Genomic DNA, 18219 nt, shown 5'->3' on the forward strand with positions numbered 1-18219 from the left:
ATACATGCAAAAAGGTTGGGAAGAATGCGATAAGCATTCAACCCAACCTTTTTTTATACATAAGTATCTATATGTATTCACATATATATATATGCTTATACATCTCCTCGAAACGACTGCTTCTGCCGAAGAGGACGGCGACAGCCGTTTACGCTTGGCGTAATCCTTTAAAGCATGATCTTCACTACCGTTCCCTGTTAAGGGTATGATCCACATTTGGCAACCCATGCAAGCCAAAAGCCAGCATCGGGCCCAATTTAATGATTCGCGCCATATAGGAGCTGATTTCGCTCGGAGTTCGATTAAGGCCAGTCTCAAGCCAATGCATGATTAGGCCAAAGTTGGCAGATGTCACATAAGCGACGATATAATCTGGGGGAATAGCAGTAGGACTCGTACCGCCGAGCTGCTGTGTTTTGGCATAGATATGGCTTGCGAACAGCTCCCGGAATCGTATCGCATAGGCAAGATCGCCCTTGGGACCAAACATCGTCTTGAGAAAATCGGCATGCTCGGCGATCTCCTCGAACAGTTGAACACTCACAGGGTATACTTCGTTTCTGTCCATATAGTGAATGGCATCTTGAAAGTTCAGCTGTGTAATCCGGCTCCTTACTTTATCAAATACATGTTCCTTCAACTGTTCCAGCATATCGGGCACATCACGGTAATGGAGGTAGAAAGTGCCGCGGTTTATTTCGGCGCGGTTCGCGATATCCGTAACCGTTACGTGATCAGCGCCTTTTTCCTCAATTAAGCCCATTAGTGCTTCATAAAGCAGGCGCTTCGTGCGGACCTGGCGCTTATCCAACTGATTGCTCATCTAATCCTGTCACCTCTTCGTCACTATTTTATGAGAAAATCAACACTCTATCCTTGAACTGCTGAGTAATAAACAGTACGGGAAGAACTGATTATTGTACTTTCACTGCTGCTTATTATAATAAGCATTGTGACCTTTAATCAACAGAATGTCCATTAAAATAGAGGAGTGAATGTATAGGATGGCATTATTTAAGCAAAAAATAACTTGGATTGGGTTTGTTGGCGTTTTTGTCGTACTGATTGTATTCGGCGCGGCAATGATGGGTTCTGTGCTTGGCATGAAGCCTCAGCATTTGCCTGTAGCGCTAATCGTTGCTGATCAGCCTGTTCAGACAGCGAATGGTGAAGCGGTCGCTGTGGGAGAAATGATAAAGCAGGTGCTACTTACTAACGAGCAGATGCCGTTTACGTTTACTATGATTGAATCAGAAGAAGCTGCACGCGGAGCTCTAGACGAAGGAAAATATTATGGTGCGTTAGTGCTGCCTGCCGATCTAAGCGCCAATGTCTCATCGCTAATGAGCGCACAGCCAGCTCAAGCATCTGTAAGCATTATAAGCAATGACGGGCTCAATACTCAGGCGTCTACTGCCGTGAAGCAAGGGCTGGGCCAAGCTATGCGGATGGTCAATGCAGAGCTTGCGAAGACGATGCTATCACAAATAGGTAACCAGACAGAGCAATTGCCGGTTACTGTTGCTCAGGCTTTGTTATCCCCTATTCAGGTACAAGAAGAGGCTGTTCACGCCGTCGGAGCGAACAATGCCTCAGGAAGTGCGCCTGGCTTATTGACGCAGATTATGTGGATGGGCAGCCTGATTGCAGCCGTAATCTTGTTCCTCGCTAGAGGGAACGCGAGGAAGGCTGGGGCGAATAGCTGGGTGAGCATTCTGGCACAGCTCGGTATGGGCGTCATTATAATTGGAGCAGCTTCTGGCTTCCTTATATGGATGGCATCTTCGTGGTACGGGATGGAGCTGGCTCACGCGTCGGAAACCTGGTTGTTTCTGTGGCTGGCTGGATCGATGTATTTCTTGATTCAGTCTGCATTGCTCAATTGGATTGGATTCCCCGCGATGGCGATCATGGTGCTGCTGATGTTCTTCTCGATGCCGATCCTGAACGCTGCGCCTGAATTCCTAACCCAAACGACGCGGGATTGGATCTACTCTTGGACACCGCTTCGATTCGTTGCGGATGGCCTGAGAGAGGTCATGTACTTTAGCGGGTTGAAGGCGGCTGCATCGAATGCAGCGATTGTGTGGAGCATCGGCGGAGCGTTTCTCTTACTGCTGCTTGCTTCAGGGTTCAAAAAAGGGAAGGCACCGATCGAGGCATCCCATGCTTCGACAGTGCCAGCACCAATAAATTAAACCAAAACAGCCTCCTGTCCGCGTGGACAGGAGGCTGTTTTAACGTGAAGGGCATTATGGCAGCACGTTGCCGGCTGCGCGATAAATACCATACCATTCCTCGCGGGTTAGGTAGATCTCGCTAGCTTTGCAGCAGTCCTTCAACCGCTCTATATTCATTGTGCCAATGACCGGCTGCATGCGAGCAGGATGGCGCAGAAGCCAAGCAACGGCAATCGTCGTATTGCTCACCTCATATTTGGCTGCAACCTCATCGATTTTTGCATTTAACTCCGGAAATTTCTCATTGCCTAAGAAAACACCTTCGAAGAAGCCATATTGGAACGGCGACCATGGCTGAATCGTCATATCGTTCAATCTGCAGTAATCTAATATGCTGCCATCGCGGTTCACGGCTGGCTCATTCTCCATATTCACGTTAAACCCGGCAGAAATCATGGTTGTGTTGGTAATGCTCAGTTGAAGCTGGTTGGCGACAAGCGGCTGTTTGACCGATTTTTTGAGAAGCTGGATTTGCATCGGGTTTTGGTTGGATACACCGAAGTGACGTACTTTGCCTGAGCTCTCCAATCGATCGAAGGCTTCCGCTACCTCCTCTGGCTCAACCAATGTATCCGGACGGTGGAGCAGAAGAACATCCAAATACTCCGTGTTCAATCGTTTTAGAATGCCATCTACAGAATTCAAAATATGCTCTTTGGAGAAATCGAACATTCCTGGACGGATGCCGCACTTGGATTGCAAAATCAGGTTTTCACGTACGCTTGCACTCATATGGACCGCTTCCGCAAAAATTTCCTCGCATGTGCCGCCGCCGTAAATATCGGCATGCTCGAAGAAATTAGCTCCTTCTTCAAGTGCCGTTTGGACAAAACGCTCGGCCTCGGTTTTATCGAGTGAATTGATCCGCATGCAGCCTACCGCAACGACTGGCACGTCTAGCGTGCTTGTTCCAAGCTTTATTGTTCTCATTATGAAACTCCTCCTCGGTACTTGGGTTGAAATATGTAGGGAACGAAATGATTGTCTCACACATAAGGCACTCTTTTCAAACCTTGCTTGCAAATCTTGTCGAAGTTTGTCATTTTTACGTCATTCAAAAGTGATATACTTAAATGAATAATATTTCCGTTTTAATAGAAGACCATATCCAGCGTGGGGGATAGCCCTTTATGAGCTACAATATATATTTATCGGTCTTTCTGATGGCAGCGGCCTGCTGTGCTATAATCATTTGCTACCTTTGCTGGAAAAGAAGGGATCTTCCCATTTCCGTGAGCTATGGTTTGGGAATGCTTACGGGCGTCTTTTACACGTTCGGATATGCTTTTGAGATTGTAAGTACCTCGCTCGATCACATTCGTTTCTGGCTTAGATTGGAATACATGGGCATACCCTTCGGCACACTCTTTTGGTTCATAATGGTTCTCCAGTACACGGGGCGCCAAGCGCTCGTTAACAAACGGGTCGTGGCCGCGCTTATGTCCGTCCCAATGCTTACGTTTATTGCCCACCACACGAATGAATTACATCATCTATTCTATAAAAGTATGACACTCGATTATTCAGAAGGATTCCCGGTGCTCGTGTTGGAAAAGGGACCTCTATACTATATGCATGTCTATTATTCTTACGTTTTCTTTGTTATTGGCACGGTCATGCTGGTCCGAATGTTCCTGAAAGAAACGCCGCGCATAAAAAAACAAGTCGCATTAATGATTATTGGGTCTTGGGGGCCTTTTGGATTTGCTCTGATTTATGTAAGCGGTATAGTGTACATGCCAATTGACATTTCCCCATTTGGCTTTGTCATCTCGGGTATTTTCTATATGTGGGGAATCTATCAATTCAATATGCTCAGGCTGGCGCCGCTCGCGCATCAGAAAATGTTCGAATCCATGCAGGATGCCGTTATCGTCCTCGATATGGATAACAGCCTAATGAGCTTTAACGAATCCGCAGCTGAAACAATCCAAAGCTTGAGCAAAAAAAAGATTGGGCAGCCGGCTGCAGCCATTTTTTCGGAATATCCCGTATTGCTTGAGAGGGTAGTCCATCAGCCTTTTCATGCAAACCAAATGCAGATTTCCGGGAACTTGGATAAGCTGTTTTTTAATATTCATATGTCATATGTCCACAATAGCCGCAGGAAGCCTGTTGGCAAAATGATTCTGCTAAGCGATGTGACGGAATCCGTGCGGTCGGAGCAGATGCTGCTTGAGAATGCCAGACAGCTTAGCGAGCTGAATACGTTCAAAGATAAGATGTTCAACGTTGTCGCCCATGATATACGTGATCCGCTAGCCGTACTCATTAACCTCATGGAGTTAATGGAAGAGGAAATGCACGACCACGGAGAAAGTCACGATGAGCTGCTGAATGAAATGGGCCAGCAAATCAAGAACACCTTTGACCTTGTGGAAAGCCTGCTTGATTGGTTTCGAAGCCAAAGAGGAGGCATGGTATTCCGTCCTGTGGAGCGGGACCTGCTGCATGCGATTCAGAGCAATATGCGTTTGCTTAGCGTTAGGAGCGAGGCGAAGCGGATTCACCTCTATACAGACATACCGAAAGGCGTATTTGTCTATGCGGACAAGGAAATGCTCGATCTTATTATTCGTAATTTGCTATCCAATGCGATTAAATTCACAGACTTCGATGGGAGTATTCGCATAAAAGCGGAAATCAGCAGCAATAAAGTAATGGTATCCGTCAATGACACAGGCTTAGGCATACCCAATGACCAAGCCGATACGCTTCTGCAAGAAGCTTATCCGAGCTCATTGGCAGGAACGGCTGGAGAGCGCGGCGTAGGGCTCGGGCTCACCTTATGCAAGGAATTCGTTCAGTTAAATGGCGGGGAAATTTGGTTTGAAAGCAAGCCGTCGCAGGGAAGCACCTTTTATTTCACCATTCCTATTCCTCCATCTGAATCTACCAAGCCGCTACCTGGCATAAAGGGGGAGTACCATGAAAGTCTTGCTCATTGATGACGAGAAGGCGATGCACTTAATCATGAAACGAATGCTCGGCAAAATTGCGGAGGTGGAGATCGTCGGTGTATTCCGAGAAACGGAATCTGCTTTCTCTTACCTCAACCTCTATGAAGTAGATTTGGTATTTTTGGATATCAGTATGCCGAGGGAGAACGGAATGGAGTTCGCGGAGCGAGTACGGGAGAGTGGACGACAAACGAAAATCGTATTCATCACATCACATAAGGAATATGCTGTATTTGCCTTCGATGTGGACGCATTTGATTATATTGTAAAGCCCGTTGTGCAGGAGAGGCTGCAAAAAACGGTTCAAAAAGCGCTCGCAGAGAAACGTTCGGAGCGTTTATTACAGTCGATTCGGAAACCGGATGAAGAGGTGGCCACTCTGCTCTGTTTGGGCGGCATTGATATTAAGAGCGCCAATGGCGTTAGGGTCAAATGGAAATCGAGCAAAAGCGCGGAGCTTATGGGTTATTTGCTATTACATAAAGGCAGGCTGGTGTCCCGGTCCAAAATCATTGAAGATTTGTTCGGCGGCATGGCCCAAAAAAACGCAGAAACCTATTTGAATACGACAGTTTATCAGCTTCGAAAAGTTTTGGAGGCTTACGGCTTGAAGGAAAACCTGCATTCCGAGAGCAACCATTATGCTTTCAGCCTTAGTCAGGTTCATGTTGATTTCTTAAGCTTTGAAGAAGGCTGCAGGCGGCTGGCAATTATTAATGAATCCAATATTCAGCAGGCTATTGAGCTGGAGCAGCAATACACCGGTCATTTGTTCGGAGAACGTGCCTTTCCATGGGCATGGAATGAGGTGGAGCGGTTAACGCTGATGTACAACGCTTTTACTCAGCGGCTATCCATTGCGCTGATGCAAGTGGGAGAAATCAACACGTCGATTCGATTATTGTTAAAGCTAATGACACAAAACGAAATAGATGAAGAATCATTCATGCTGCTGATGAAGGCGTGGGCGTTGCAAGACAATAAAGAGGCAATCGTGAAAAATTATGCCCAATTTGTGGAGGTTCTACATAGAGAAATTGGCATAAAACCTTCATCTGAGGCTTCGGACTTATACTTTCAGTTGTTGTCGGGACTAAATTCATAAAAAATTTGTAAAGAAAAAGAGTTTCGCTCATGCGGAATTCTTTTTTTTCTGTCGATGTTTGTCATTTTCCCGTCATTGGACCCATATATACTGGACTTTAGTAGGTTAAATTATTGAAGTGGGAGTGAAAAATTCAAATGATTAAAAGAAACAAAAAAGGCAATACGCAATTGAAAAGAAAGGTTTCGCAATGGATGGCTGTTACATTGACAGCGGCGGCGGTTCTAAGCGCAGCACCCGTAGCAGGTTATGCGGCACCGGCTGGAGGAGAGGTTAGCTTTGTGCCGCTAACAGTGCCGGATACGACACCTCCGGCTTTTGTTGGGGCGAGATCCTCGTATGGAAATGAAGTGTATTTAAATTTTAATGAGTATTTTTCTATTAATGCACCAGAGGAATCTACTTCTGAAGAGATTGCAGCATTTCTGAAAAATAACATCAGCATATCGAGTGATGGCGTAAATTTCGCGCCTTTCCAAATGCAAGAGAGTGAAGCTTATAAATCGGACGATCAAAGGTTATATTTGTCCTACAATCAAGATATGAAAATTATATTTGGTGCTAATACAGTCATTAAGATTGCAGCGGGTACGATAAGGGACGAGGCTGGGAACCTGAACGAAGAGATGAATCTTCAAGTAGGCCCGCCAGTCATACAGAGCGCTGAAGTTAGTGCCGATAATCATGATATCGTGATTACTTTTAACGAAGAAGTTTTCGATAATACTGAGAATGAAAGCTATCTCAAAGAATATATTGAAATCTCAAGGGATCCCCAAAGAAAACCGATCCCGTTAACAGGGCAGGATACGGCAACGCTTGTTTCTGGAAAGCTGCATATTCATTTGGCGGAAGCGATCAAAGGAGAGTCCAACCAAATTATCATTTCAGGCGATGCTCTAAGAGATGCTGATGGCAATGTACAGACTGATACAAGAACGACTGCTTATATTAAGGCAAACGCGGACGTAGAAGATCCTAATCCAGCAGATACAACGCCTCCTAAATTTGTGAGCTATTATTTCTCTAATGGTCTTAAAGATTTGGCCCTGCATTTTGATGAGGATATTCAAATGGATGCAGAAGCTATAGCAACATTTAAACAGAACACGCAAATGTATAATAGTGCAACCGGGTATTACTCGGGCCTTGCTAATGATGTTGATGTAACCGTAGCGGGTAATACCATTAATCTTCATTTCGTGTCATTGCCACCGGGGAATTATAGCTATTTCCAATTTAATGGAGTAAACCGAATTAGCGATATGAGTGGAAACAAGTTCGATCATTCCAGCATCAGTACCAATTGGATTAGTGTAAGTGACCTGTCAAATATGTACTTAAATAGCAGATATCTATCTCATGATGGCCGCCTCTTAAGTTTGCAATTCAATAACTATAGTGAAAATCTAATGGATTTAACAATAGACGAAATGGGATCACATCTTAAAGAGTCGATTCAAATCTCTTTGGATCAAGGCGTTACCTTTGTAGATCTCGACCCTAACGATATTGTTTCGCTACAAAATAGTGAGATAAAGATTATATTCCATGATGCTATCAAAGCGGGTGCGATTCAGGTTAAGGTAGAGGCAAATATTGTCGGAGACGAGAATGGCTATCGGAAAAACAATGAGGTTAACGAAAAAATCGCATATAATACGCCAGATTTCAGAGGATCATTGCTAAGTAATACAGTAAGTGAATTTCTATTCGAAGATAATGCAGAATGGCGAGATCGAGTGACAAGCATCGAAGTGTATGATGATTACAATGAAATTACTAGAGAACTTACAAGCTCTGAATTCACACTGACGAATGGAAAGTTAACAATTCAGAAAGGTGTTTTTCTAGAAGGATATAGCTATGAAATCTATATCAATGCGAACGGATACAGCAGTAAGTATATTGAGGGCTATGCAATGAAATCCACCGAACTATTTTACATGACTGCACCAGTTGTTACTCCCGTAAATGGAATTACTGCGAAGATTAATGTGCTCGCACGCGATGATGCTAATCAAAGCAACCATTCAAATCCATTCTCACGCGATAGTAATAACAATACCAATCAAAGAGGCAATCAAACGGTTGTATTCCAGTTGTTTGATGGAACAACGCCAGTAAGCATCGTTGCCGCTGATCTGAAGGTAGGAACAGGCACCTATTCGGCGAACTTCAATGTTAGCGATGCAGCGACAAATGCTAACTACACCGTCAAAGCGTATATTGTTAGCAAATACAGCAATGACCCGGCCGATGTAGGATTGAATCTAGCTACCGTAAAGACGCAAAGCGAATTCGATCAAGCTCTGCTTTTAAGTGAAAACAATAACAATAATAGTCCGGAATAGCAGTAAATCAAGGAATTAATATGAAGGTGAGGAATTTAAAAGTGAAATTACGACAGCTTAATATGATGCTGGTCATGATGCTTTGTTTCATGCTTGTACCCGTCACGGCTTTCGCAAGCACTGCAGCGGTTGCAATAAACGCAATAGAGCCTGTAGAACAAGGCGGTAATGTTGTTATTAACGGAACATCCACTCTGGATGAGGTAATTATTAAAGTATTGCGTCCGGGAAACAGCGTCRTGTACTACACGATTGCTCCGGTAAGCGAGGGGAAGTTTACCAGCTCCTTTACTTTGGCAAGCAGAGAAGCGTCGGGCACCTATAAGGTTGTCGCAGGACAAGCGGAACAAGTAGCAACACTGGATTTCAAAGTTAATCCTTCAAGCACAGGCGGTGGAAACAATCCAGGTGGCGGTACGCCTATCGGAACGATAGAGACGCCTGGAGCGGTCGGCAAGCCCGTAACGCCACCTAAATCGAATGCAGATCCCGTAACGGTGGATACAAGCAAGAACGAAGCCGTACCTTCTAAGGATGCCGCTGGAAATGCAATAACGGTTGTTAAACAAAATGACGCAGCTTTGGCAGATGCCCTTGCTAAAGCGGCAAAACAAGATAACCGCGGAGATGCACCTATTGTTTTTATCGCTTACAATAATCCTGCCGGTGACTCCGTTCAGTTTAGTCTGTCATCAGCCGTATTAGCAGCCGCAGCAGCAGGCGCTCCGAATACCATTATTTCGCTGCAGACGAATGACGGTGAGTATTCATTGCCGCTGAGCATTATTGATTTTGCTGCTATCGCGCAAAGCCTGGGTGTTGAAAGTAAAGATGTAAGCATTCAAGTAACCATCTCGGCAGCAGCTGCAGATCTTGATGCCCAAATCAAGAAAAGCGCGCTCGATATATCCACAACCCAGCTTAGCAAAGCCATTACGTTTACGGTGACTGCAACAGGAAACGGTAAGACGATTGAGCTTAATCAATTCGGTTCCATCTATGTGGAGCGAAGCATGGTTTTAACAGATGCAGTGGATGGTGCGCACACGACAGTGGTCCTTTATGATCCGCAAACAGGAAAGTTCTCATTCGTTCCAGCCCTGTTTGAGAAGCAAGCCGACGGCTCTACAAAAGTGACCTTTAAACGCAACGGCAACAGTATATATGCCGTTCTTTCCTCAACAAAATCTTTTAATGATGTAAGTACGCACTGGGCCAAAGCAGATATCGAGCTGCTTGCCTCCAAGCTGGTCGCCAATGGCGTGGCGGACAGCAGCTTTGCTCCTAATAATCAGATTACAAGAGCAGAGTTCGCGGCTTTGCTCGTTCGCTCCTTAGGGCTATCGTTAGATGCAGCCGGAGCGAATTTCACCGACGTTAAATCAGGTGACTGGTATGCCGGCGCAATTGGCACGGCTGTGAAAGCGAAGCTTGTGGATGGTTTCAGTGACAATAGCTTTAAGCCTAATGACACCATTACTCGTGAACAAATGGCTGTTATGATCGCAAGAGCGATTACGGCGTCAGGTGTAAGTACGAATGCTGCGGGTGAGTCGGATGGTTCATTAGCTGTATTCACGGATCAGGCATCCATCAGCAGTTGGGCGAAATCCGCAGTTGCACAAGCGGTTAAGGCCGAAATCATTACGGGCATGACGGAGGAAACATTTGTACCTTCCGCAAAAGCTACGCGTGCGCAAGCCGTTGTTATGCTCAAGCGTTTGATGCAATATACGCACTTTATTAATTAGTTTATGCTAACCGCCAAGGCCGTTTTAGCTTGGCGGTTATTTTTTGTTGTATAATGGACTCAACTTATCTATAATGGACATTAGAAGTCGGTAATTAAGATGAAACCCAGATAGAAAGGAGCTTCTCATGCAGTTTTCAAAAAGTACGGGTTATGCCTTGCATGCATTAATCCATCTGGCGCATGGTGAGCGGGGGCAAAACGTAGGCATCAAGGAGTTAGCCAAATCGCTGAGCGTTTCGGAGAGCTATCTGTCCAAGATCATGTCCAAGCTTCGCCAAGATGGCATCGTTCGCGCCGTGACGGGCGTAAGTGGAGGTTACGAGCTTGCAAGGGATGCCAGTCAGATTACGTTTCTTGAGGTCATTCAAGTTGTGGAAGGGCGTCAGCACTTGTACGATTGCTTTAGCATCGACGAACAGCATCATCCGATGTTCTTTGAGGCAGAGAAGGCGGAGTTTGAAGATGTGGATAGCTCAGAGCCTGCATTTGCATTCGGCAAGGACTGCTTGGTGAAGAAAGTCATGGATGGAGCCGAAAGGCAAATGTATGATTATCTACGCAAGCATACGATTCAGTGGGTAGTAGATTCCGCATCCTGTCATAACAAATAAGTATGGAACGAGAAGCCGCGGGCTTCTTGCGTTTAAATTATGGACATTAAAGATCTAGGAGAGTGATTATAGTGGAGAAGCATAGTGATGTCGTTATTATTGGCGGTGGTCCGGCGGGCTTAAATGCAGCGTTGGTATTGGGTAGAGCGAGAAAAAACGTAGTTGTCATTGACGAAGGTCGGCCGCGTAACCGGGTAACCCGTGAGACACATGGCTTCTTAACCCGTGACGGCATCAGTCCAGGTGAGTTCCGTCGTATTGCGAAGGAACAAATTAGTGTTTATCCTGGCGTTCAATTCGCAGAGGACTCGGCTGTAAAAGTAGCAGGAGCCGATGGTGATTTCGTCGTGACTACCGCTCAGGGGACGATATACCGGACCCGAAAGCTGCTTTTTGCCGTCGGCATGAAGGATCTGCCCGTGAACGTGAACGGATTGGCCGAAGTGTATGGCAAAAGCGCTTTTGTGTGCCCCTATTGCGATGGATGGGAACTTAGGGATCAACCGTTGGTTCTGATCGTGAAGGGCGCCAAAGCAATGCACCTCGCTAAGATGCTATCAGGCTGGACCAGTCAATTTACGATATGTACGAATGGGCCGGACGAATGGACGAATGAAGAGAGAGAGGAGCTCGGTCGCCACAATGTTCCGACCTATACGTCACCGATCGAACGCATTGTCTCCCAAGAGGGTATGGTGGAGCAGGTAGTGTTGCAGGACGGAACCGTTATTCCGTGCACAGGCATTTTCTTTGCGCCTAAGCTGGCAGCCGGGTCTGATTTGCCACAATCACTTGGCTGCGAGGTAACAGACGAAGGGACCGTTGTTGTAGATACCTTTGGCAAGACGAATATAGCTGGTGTATTTAGCGCTGGAGACGCGGCAACCCAAATGTACCAGGCCATTGCGGCTGCCGCCATGGGTTCGCTCGCAGGAGCCGTTATAAATGGCGAGCTGCTTACAGAGGCGTGGAACAGCTAGCATTGTGCTGATTTCCGTTCATACAAATAAGAAAAAACTCGGGATGATCGGATCCCGAGTTTTTTAGTAGGGCTTATTCATTTTTCTAAAACATTCATGCAGCCTGCGGCTTCTCTGCATGGTTTTTCCTTATTCGCACGGCCATTAACGCTGCGAAAAAGCAGACGAAGCCGGCGATAACAAAGGCTTGTGAGTAGCTGCCGAACCAATCGCGCATGACGCCAGCTCCATAAGCGGCAGTTGATGCGCCGATCTGGTGGGCAACCACGATCCAACCGAAGATCATGCCAGATTTCTCTTTGCCGAATGTCTCACCCGCAAGTTTGGCGGTTGGCGGCACGGTGGCAATCCAGTCGAGACCATAGAATACGGAGAAAACGACAAGCATGGCAGGTGTTGCGTCAAGCGCATAGGGCAGGAACAACAGGGATAGTCCACGTAAGCCGTAATACCAGAAGAGCAGCCAGCGGCTGTCGAACCGGTCGGACAGCCAGCCGGAAATCGTAGTGCCGAACAAATCGAATAGCCCCATCATGGCTAGTAGACCAGCTGCTGTAACTTCCAGCATGCCATGATCGCCGCATGCCGCAATCAGATGCGTGCCGATTAGGCCGTTTGTTGAGAACCCGCAGAAAAAGAAGGTGCCAGCAAGCAGCCAGAAGGTGGCATTCTTCATGGCGAACCGCAAATTCTGCAAGGGGGTTAGGAAGAGATTGCCTTTGAAGACAGCAGGCTTAACGATTTCATCCGAGCCGTAAGGCGCTGCTCCTACATCATAGGGATGATTGCGCATCCAGATCGTTACGGCTACCAGAACAATCAGAACGCCGGCCACAGCGGCATAAACGGCGTATCTCCAGCCCCAATCGGCGGTGACCTTGGCGAACAGCGGCAGAAACAGCAGCTGGCCGGTCGCGGCGCTTGCCGTTAACAAGCCGATGATCAAGCCTTTCCGCTTGACGAACCACATATTGCTGACAGTTACGCCGAGCACGTTAGCCATCATACCCGTCGCAAGCCCAGATACAACCCCCCATAGCAGCTCGAACTGCCACAAGGAACTGATGAACGGAGTAGCTGCAAGGCTGGCAGCCAGCACGACAAGTGCGCTAATAACGACCTTGCGGATTCCGAAGCGCAGCAGCAGAGCAGCAGAGAAAGGGCCTACAAGTCCATAAAGAAAGATACCAATAGAGATGACGCTGGAAATTCCACCTCTGCTCCACCCGAATTCATCCTGAAAGGGAACGAGCAGAATGCTTGGCAGTGAGCGAATTCCCGCGGATACGAGCAATGTAGCGAAGGTTAGCGATACGATAATCCAGCCATAGTAGAAGCGGGACTTGGCTTTAGGCTCGCCTGTCCATTTGGTTTTACTCATGCCTATCCATCCTTTATATATTGTTTGTACATACAACAATAAAAGCAGTCAAGCACTTTACTTATTCCAGTAAAGCGCTGCTTGTTTCCACGTCACGTGTCAATTGTTCAGCCAGCTCTTTGCCTAGCAATGCTTCATAATTGGCTTTGAGCTGTTTGGAGGCTTGGCGCAGCGACTGTTCCATCTCGGCTCCTCTTGGCGTTGGATAAACGAGGACAGTCTTTCCTTGCACCTTACGCTCGACAAGCTGTTTGCCCTCGAGCTTATCAATGAAGCGCGTGAGGGTAGATGGCGTGATATGGAGTTTCTCGGAAAGCTCCTTCTGCGTAATACCGGGCTTGCCGATAACGAGCCGGATCAAATAACCGTAGGCTGGCGTAAGTCCAGTCGTAGCAAAAGCATCATCTGCCATTCGTGTGATAGCGCGGCTTAATCGGTTGGCAGTGAAATATAAACAGGTGTGCAGAAACGATTCGTCAGGGTTAGGATCTCGCAAAGCAGATTCAGTCTGTTCTTTTGTCATATGAGAGACCCTCCTTAAGGATGAATGCTGGACTTGCCAGTTTTGTTTTGTATGTACAACAAAGATAATTCATTTTAGGTTGGCTGTCAATTGTTTTTACGAGCGGCTCTGGTATCAAAATTAACCTCTTCTAAAAACTCAATAACCTCGCCGTTCGGGCTTTGAACGACAGCGTTTTTGATGGTGAGCGGAGGATCTCCAAGGGTGAGCAGTCCTGGTTCTACATATGACGTCGCTCCGTGAGCGATTGCCTTCTGGTATAGGGTGTCTACATCCTCAACATAAAATGCAACATGCAGCAGTGCTCCATGAGCGATTTCCTCATCTGAGGCGGCTTTTTTACCTTGAGCAGGAATGACAGCCTCATTATCAAAAATTTCAATGCATGTTTTTAGGTCAGGCGAAATAAGCATCGAAGCCTCTTTGATTCGAAAAGCGGGCAAGCTCCAATGATGGCCGACTTTAAACCCTAAAACCTGTGTGTAAAATGCAATTGTAGCCTGATAATCCTTGGCTTGTATGGCAATATGCGCGAGTCCTTTTACGCTCATTCGAATCTCTCCTTTAGATTAGTGTATATATATTATAGTAAATGAAATAATTAAAACGCATAATAAATAAAAGGTTATAATTTAATATAGGTTATATAATAAAAGTTATTTTGGAGATAAAAGCTTATTATGAATAGAGAATGAAAGGCGGGCTGTTATGGATTCGCATATAGACGAAATTGATAAAAAGATTATGCAGCTGCTTCGGGACCAAGGACGAATTTCGATTTCGCAAATAAGCAAACAGATTGCGATGTCACAGCCTTCAGTGAAGGAGAGGATTCTGAAGCTAGAGGATAAAAATATTATTACCGGCTATTCAGCCACCTTTAATTTACGTCATCTAGACCGGGGAACCACATCGTTCATCATGGTCAAGACGGAGCATTGTCAGGAGCTCGTTGACTTCTGTACAGCAGCTAAGGAGGTAACCGACCTGCATCGCATCAGCGGCGAATTTAATTATCTGATTCAAGTTCAAACCTCCTCCGTTGAGGAAATCGCTGCATTCCAAGACTCACTAGTCCGGCTGGGTCCTTCCAAAACGCTGATCAGCATGAAAAATATGATGGAAAATCGTATTTTGCTATAGCCAGCAAAGTGCCAGTGCCTTAGTGGCATCCCTTTTGGAAATCCCCTATACTTGTAAAAGAAAATCAAGTGCCCGATTGCGGCACTGCATCACCATCACGCTTCACAATAGAGAATGAATGGGGAACGTAAACGATGACGGAATTGCCGAATTGTCCGAAATGCCAATCCGAATACACCTACGAGGACGGAAATATGCTCATTTGTCCGGAATGTGGCCATGAATGGACGCTTTTGTCCGATTCTGCAGCCAGCGATGACCAAAAAATCGTAAAAGACGCTAATGGCAATGTTTTGACTGACGGTGATACCGTGACGGTCATTAAGGATTTGAAAGTGAAGGGAAGCTCGTCCGTACTGAAAATCGGCACCAAGGTCAGAAATATACGATTAGTTGACGGAGACCATGATATCGATTGTAAAATTGACGGTTTTGGAGCAATGAAGTTGAAATCGGAGTTTGTTAAAAAAGCGTAACGATGAAGGCTGTGCTGTTTATCAGCATCTGTAGATGAATAGAGGTTATCCCGGTCGTTACTGGAATAACCTCTTTTTATTGCTTACGCTCTACGCTCGGAAATATAGCAGGCTATTCCCAGCATAAGTGCGGCTCCCACAAGCAGTGCGCCGACCCATGGCAGCGCCGTTAGGGACATATGTGTAATGACAAAGCCGCCGATAAAAGCGCCTGCCGCGTTGCCTAAGTTGCCTGCTGAATGGCTCGAGGTAGAAGCAAGCGCTGGCGCTGCCTTCGCTAGGCTCATAATACGGACCTGAAGCCCCGGCATCACGGCAAAGGACGCCATGCCCCAGAAGAAGATAGTCAGAACGGCTGCAAATGGGCTGTGGATGGTGAAAGTAAGCAGCGCCAGAATGAGGCATATCGCCAAATAAAGCCCGAGAATAGAGGGAAGCAGCTTCCAGTCTGCCAGCTTGCCGCCGACGATGTTGCCGATTGTTACGCCGCAGCCGAACAGGACAAGAATCCATGTTACGCTATGCTCGGCGAAGCCGGACACCTCCATTAGCAGCGGAGCAATGTAGGTGAACACAGCGAATAAGCCGGCATTGCCAAGCGCTGCGATCAATAGGAATAGCAGCAGCTTAGGGCTTGCGAGCGAGCTGATTTGTTGAACGATACTGGCGGGCTTCTCGGGCTTAAGCTTCGGGATGAACATTAGAATGCCAATCAACGCCAGTATGCCCATGATGGCAATGGCACCAAATGAGGCTCGCCACCCCATATTTTGACCGATAAAGGTACCTAATGGGACACCTATGATATTCGCAATCGTGAGCCCAGCCATCATAATGGACACAGCTCCTGCACGTTTGTCGGGGCGTACGAGGTTAGACGCGATAACGGCACCGACGCCGAAGAAAGTACCGTGTGTCAAAGCGGTTAACATTCGCGCTCCCATTAGAACGGCGTAGCTCGGAGCGACTACGGATACGGCATTGCCAACAATGAATAAAACCATTAGAAGCAATAATAGCTTTTTTTGCGGAATACGGTGGGTAAGGAGCGTTAATATGGGGGCACCGACGGCTACACCGAGTGCATACATCGTAATGAGCTGTCCTGCGGCAGATATGCTTACGTCTAGATCCTGCGCCACGTTGGGGAGCAGACCCATAATGACGAACTCGGTCATTCCAATGGCGAAGGCGCCGACGGTAAGGGACAGTATAGAGATGGGGAAAGGTTCCTTGGCTGTTTGCTTTTTGGTCAAGCGTTCTGCTAGTTCCATGATGTCGTTGTCAACCTTTCTGTGTGCTCGTGAAAGCTTACATAGAATAATAGGCAACAAGCCTATAAGACCTGTTACCTATTATTTCGTTTTCTGTTCGTGTAATCAAGCTATTTCTAGCTGGCCGCCGAACGGGCTGATGACGCGAACGACGTTATGCCTTTTGCTCATAAAGCTTAATGATTTCAATGATGGTATGTACGGCCTTCACCATGTTGTCTACTGAAACGTATTCATACCTGCCGTGATAGTTTTCCCCGCCTGTGAAGATATTGGGTGTAGGCAGTCCCATATAGGACAGCTGAGAGCCGTCTGTGCCGCCGCGAATCGGTTCAATGATAGGCTTAATGCCGAGATTTTCCATCGCCTGTTTTGCGATCTCTACAATCTCAATGACCGGTTCAATCTTCTCACGCATATTGAAATATTGGTCTTTAATCTCCAGTACAATACGATCCTTGCCATAGCGGGCTTGCAGCCCCTCCACGATTTGGGTCAATTGTACTTTTCGCTCGTCAAACCGCTTGCGATCGTGGTCGCGTATTAAATACCGGAGCTGTGTCTCCTCAACGTCGCCTTCGATAGAGGAAAGATGGTAAAAGCCTTCATAACCTGCCGTGTGCTCGGGAGCTTCTTCAGCTGGAAGCTTTCCTTGCAGCTCTATGGCGATCTTTGCGGAATTAATCATCTTGTCTTTGGCTGTGCCGGGGTGGACGTTTTTACCTTTGATCGTAATATGAGCGCCTGCCGCATTGAAGCTCTCGTATTGCAGTTCTCCTAATGGACCCCCATCCATCGTATAGGCATAAACAGCGTCAAAGGCTGCCACGTCAAAGCGGTGCGGTCCTCTGCCGATTTCCTCATCCGGTGTAAAAGCGACCCGGATTCTGCCGTGTTCGATCTCAGGATGCTGGAGGAGGTAAGCCATAGCTGTCATAATCTCGGCAATGCCGGCCTTATCGTCAGCGCCCAGCAGCGTCGTTCCGTCGGTCGTCATTAAGGTATGGCCCTTATAGCCGGAGAGCTCAGGAAAGTCCTTTGGAGACAGCACGATGCTCTGCTCTTGATTAAGAATAATATCATTCCCATCATATGACTCTACAAGTTGCGGCTTTACGTTCGTTCCTGTAAAATCGGTGGCCGTATCAATATGAGCAAGGAATCCGATGGTGGGAATCTGCTTGTCTGTGTTGGCAGGCAGCGTGGCCATTACATAACCGTTCTCATCCAGCGTGATGTCCTCCATACCTATGCTTGCCAGCTCTTCTACAAGCTTACGGGCTAGGACTAGCTGGCCAGATGTTGAGGGGCAGCTCTCACTGCTCTCATCGGACTGTGTTTCGGTTTGTGCGTAAGCAATAAAGCGGTTTATGATCTCCGTTTTCATGGTTTATTCAACATCTCCCATACAATAGATTA

General features: G+C 46.7%; 16 protein-coding genes. 9 read left to right on the plus strand and 7 right to left on the minus strand.

The features are described from left to right. Positions 1-184 precede the first annotated feature (184 nt). Complete coding sequence (locus AB4Z29_RS10020; RefSeq protein ID WP_441942914.1) at positions 185-823, minus strand: TetR/AcrR family transcriptional regulator; 639 nt, start codon at positions 821-823, stop codon at positions 185-187. A gap of 181 nt (positions 824-1004) precedes the next feature. Here AB4Z29_RS10020 and AB4Z29_RS10025 point away from each other — a divergent pair, with 181 nt between their 5' ends. Next, positions 1005-2198 (plus strand): YhgE/Pip domain-containing protein, encoded by a 1194-nt coding sequence (locus tag AB4Z29_RS10025; RefSeq protein ID WP_441942915.1) that lies wholly within the window; start codon positions 1005-1007, stop codon positions 2196-2198. A gap of 54 nt (positions 2199-2252) precedes the next feature. On the opposite strand, the gene AB4Z29_RS10030 is transcribed toward AB4Z29_RS10025, so the two are convergent. After that, on the minus strand, positions 2253-3170 hold the full coding sequence (locus AB4Z29_RS10030; RefSeq protein ID WP_441942916.1) for an aldo/keto reductase: 918 nt from the start codon (positions 3168-3170) through the stop codon (positions 2253-2255). Between the two features lie 200 nt (positions 3171-3370). On the opposite strand from AB4Z29_RS10030, the gene AB4Z29_RS10035 reads away from it, so the two are divergent. The 6 genes from AB4Z29_RS10035 to AB4Z29_RS10060 all read left to right on the plus strand — a co-directional run bounded on the left by AB4Z29_RS10035 (position 3371) and on the right by AB4Z29_RS10060 (position 12003). Next, positions 3371-5188 carry a histidine kinase N-terminal 7TM domain-containing protein gene (locus AB4Z29_RS10035; protein ID WP_441942917.1) on the plus strand — a complete coding sequence of 606 codons (1818 nt, stop codon included), beginning with the start codon at positions 3371-3373 and terminating at the stop codon, positions 5186-5188. After that, entirely contained in the window at positions 5169-6305 is a 1137-nt protein-coding gene (locus AB4Z29_RS10040) for a response regulator (RefSeq protein WP_441942918.1), read from the plus strand. Before AB4Z29_RS10035 ends, AB4Z29_RS10040 begins: the two co-directional genes overlap by 20 nt. 137 nt (positions 6306-6442) lie before the next feature. Continuing rightward, positions 6443-8659, plus strand: a complete 2217-nt coding sequence (locus AB4Z29_RS10045; protein WP_441942919.1) for a hemoblobin-interacting domain-containing protein — start codon at positions 6443-6445, stop codon at positions 8657-8659. 41 nt (positions 8660-8700) lie between these two features. Continuing rightward, positions 8701-10410 (plus strand): S-layer homology domain-containing protein, encoded by a 1710-nt coding sequence (locus tag AB4Z29_RS10050; protein ID WP_441942920.1) that lies wholly within the window; start codon positions 8701-8703, stop codon positions 10408-10410. Between the two features lie 127 nt (positions 10411-10537). Then, entirely contained in the window at positions 10538-11023 is a 486-nt protein-coding gene (locus tag AB4Z29_RS10055) for an RrF2 family transcriptional regulator (protein ID WP_441942921.1), read from the plus strand. A 71-nt stretch (positions 11024-11094) separates the two neighbouring features. Continuing rightward, entirely contained in the window at positions 11095-12003 is a 909-nt protein-coding gene (locus tag AB4Z29_RS10060) for an NAD(P)/FAD-dependent oxidoreductase (protein WP_441942922.1), read from the plus strand. 94 nt (positions 12004-12097) lie between these two features. Here the strand turns inward: AB4Z29_RS10060 and AB4Z29_RS10065 are convergent, their stop codons facing one another. The 3 genes from AB4Z29_RS10065 to AB4Z29_RS10075 form a co-directional block, all read right to left on the minus strand. Then, complete coding sequence (locus AB4Z29_RS10065; RefSeq protein WP_441942923.1) at positions 12098-13384, minus strand: MFS transporter; 1287 nt, start codon at positions 13382-13384, stop codon at positions 12098-12100. A 61-nt stretch (positions 13385-13445) separates the two neighbouring features. Continuing rightward, positions 13446-13907, minus strand: a complete 462-nt coding sequence (locus tag AB4Z29_RS10070) for a MarR family winged helix-turn-helix transcriptional regulator (RefSeq protein WP_441942924.1) — start codon at positions 13905-13907, stop codon at positions 13446-13448. 86 nt (positions 13908-13993) lie between these two features. Then, positions 13994-14458, minus strand: coding sequence for a VOC family protein (locus AB4Z29_RS10075; protein WP_441942925.1), 465 nt, complete (start codon positions 14456-14458; stop codon positions 13994-13996). 157 nt (positions 14459-14615) lie between these two features. Here AB4Z29_RS10075 and AB4Z29_RS10080 point away from each other — a divergent pair, with 157 nt between their 5' ends. Together AB4Z29_RS10080 and AB4Z29_RS10085 are read left to right on the plus strand one after the other, a co-directional pair. After that, positions 14616-15050 (plus strand): Lrp/AsnC family transcriptional regulator, encoded by a 435-nt coding sequence (locus tag AB4Z29_RS10080; RefSeq protein WP_441942926.1) that lies wholly within the window; start codon positions 14616-14618, stop codon positions 15048-15050. A gap of 134 nt (positions 15051-15184) precedes the next feature. Then, positions 15185-15526: a zinc ribbon domain-containing protein YjdM gene (locus AB4Z29_RS10085; RefSeq protein WP_441942927.1), complete on the plus strand. Its 342-nt coding sequence runs from the start codon at positions 15185-15187 to the stop codon at positions 15524-15526. Between the two features lie 83 nt (positions 15527-15609). Here AB4Z29_RS10085 and AB4Z29_RS10090 read toward each other — a convergent pair whose 3' ends face one another. After that, positions 15610-16800: an MFS transporter gene (locus tag AB4Z29_RS10090; RefSeq protein ID WP_441942928.1), complete on the minus strand. Its 1191-nt coding sequence runs from the start codon at positions 16798-16800 to the stop codon at positions 15610-15612. A 154-nt stretch (positions 16801-16954) separates the two neighbouring features. Further along, positions 16955-18187 (minus strand): peptidase T, encoded by a 1233-nt coding sequence (pepT, locus tag AB4Z29_RS10095; RefSeq protein WP_441942930.1) that lies wholly within the window; start codon positions 18185-18187, stop codon positions 16955-16957. Between the last annotated feature and the right edge of the window lie 32 nt (positions 18188-18219).

It is taken from the genome of Paenibacillus sp. 2TAB23 (assembly GCF_052115165.1).
Classification (GTDB): domain Bacteria; phylum Bacillota; class Bacilli; order Paenibacillales; family Paenibacillaceae; genus Pristimantibacillus.

What these genes read in the sequence shown, in the direction of transcription:
- AB4Z29_RS10020 (WP_441942914.1), bottom strand. Translation starts at nt 823, where the DNA reads ATGAGCAATCAGTTGGATAAGCGCCAGGTCCGCACGAAGCGCCTGCTT.
- AB4Z29_RS10025 (WP_441942915.1), top strand. Translation starts at nt 1,005, where the DNA reads ATGGCATTATTTAAGCAAAAAATAACTTGGATTGGGTTTGTTGGCGTT.
- AB4Z29_RS10030 (WP_441942916.1), bottom strand. Translation starts at nt 3,170, where the DNA reads ATGAGAACAATAAAGCTTGGAACAAGCACGCTAGACGTGCCAGTCGTT.
- AB4Z29_RS10035 (WP_441942917.1), top strand. Translation starts at nt 3,371, where the DNA reads ATGAGCTACAATATATATTTATCGGTCTTTCTGATGGCAGCGGCCTGC.
- AB4Z29_RS10040 (WP_441942918.1), top strand. Translation starts at nt 5,169, where the DNA reads ATGAAAGTCTTGCTCATTGATGACGAGAAGGCGATGCACTTAATCATG.
- AB4Z29_RS10045 (WP_441942919.1), top strand. Translation starts at nt 6,443, where the DNA reads ATGATTAAAAGAAACAAAAAAGGCAATACGCAATTGAAAAGAAAGGTT.
- AB4Z29_RS10055 (WP_441942921.1), top strand. Translation starts at nt 10,538, where the DNA reads ATGCAGTTTTCAAAAAGTACGGGTTATGCCTTGCATGCATTAATCCAT.
- AB4Z29_RS10065 (WP_441942923.1), bottom strand. Translation starts at nt 13,384, where the DNA reads ATGAGTAAAACCAAATGGACAGGCGAGCCTAAAGCCAAGTCCCGCTTC.
- AB4Z29_RS10070 (WP_441942924.1), bottom strand. Translation starts at nt 13,907, where the DNA reads ATGACAAAAGAACAGACTGAATCTGCTTTGCGAGATCCTAACCCTGAC.
- AB4Z29_RS10075 (WP_441942925.1), bottom strand. Translation starts at nt 14,458, where the DNA reads ATGAGCGTAAAAGGACTCGCGCATATTGCCATACAAGCCAAGGATTAT.
- AB4Z29_RS10080 (WP_441942926.1), top strand. Translation starts at nt 14,616, where the DNA reads ATGGATTCGCATATAGACGAAATTGATAAAAAGATTATGCAGCTGCTT.
- AB4Z29_RS10085 (WP_441942927.1), top strand. Translation starts at nt 15,185, where the DNA reads ATGACGGAATTGCCGAATTGTCCGAAATGCCAATCCGAATACACCTAC.
- AB4Z29_RS10090 (WP_441942928.1), bottom strand. Translation starts at nt 16,800, where the DNA reads ATGGAACTAGCAGAACGCTTGACCAAAAAGCAAACAGCCAAGGAACCT.
- pepT (WP_441942930.1), bottom strand. Translation starts at nt 18,187, where the DNA reads ATGAAAACGGAGATCATAAACCGCTTTATTGCTTACGCACAAACCGAA.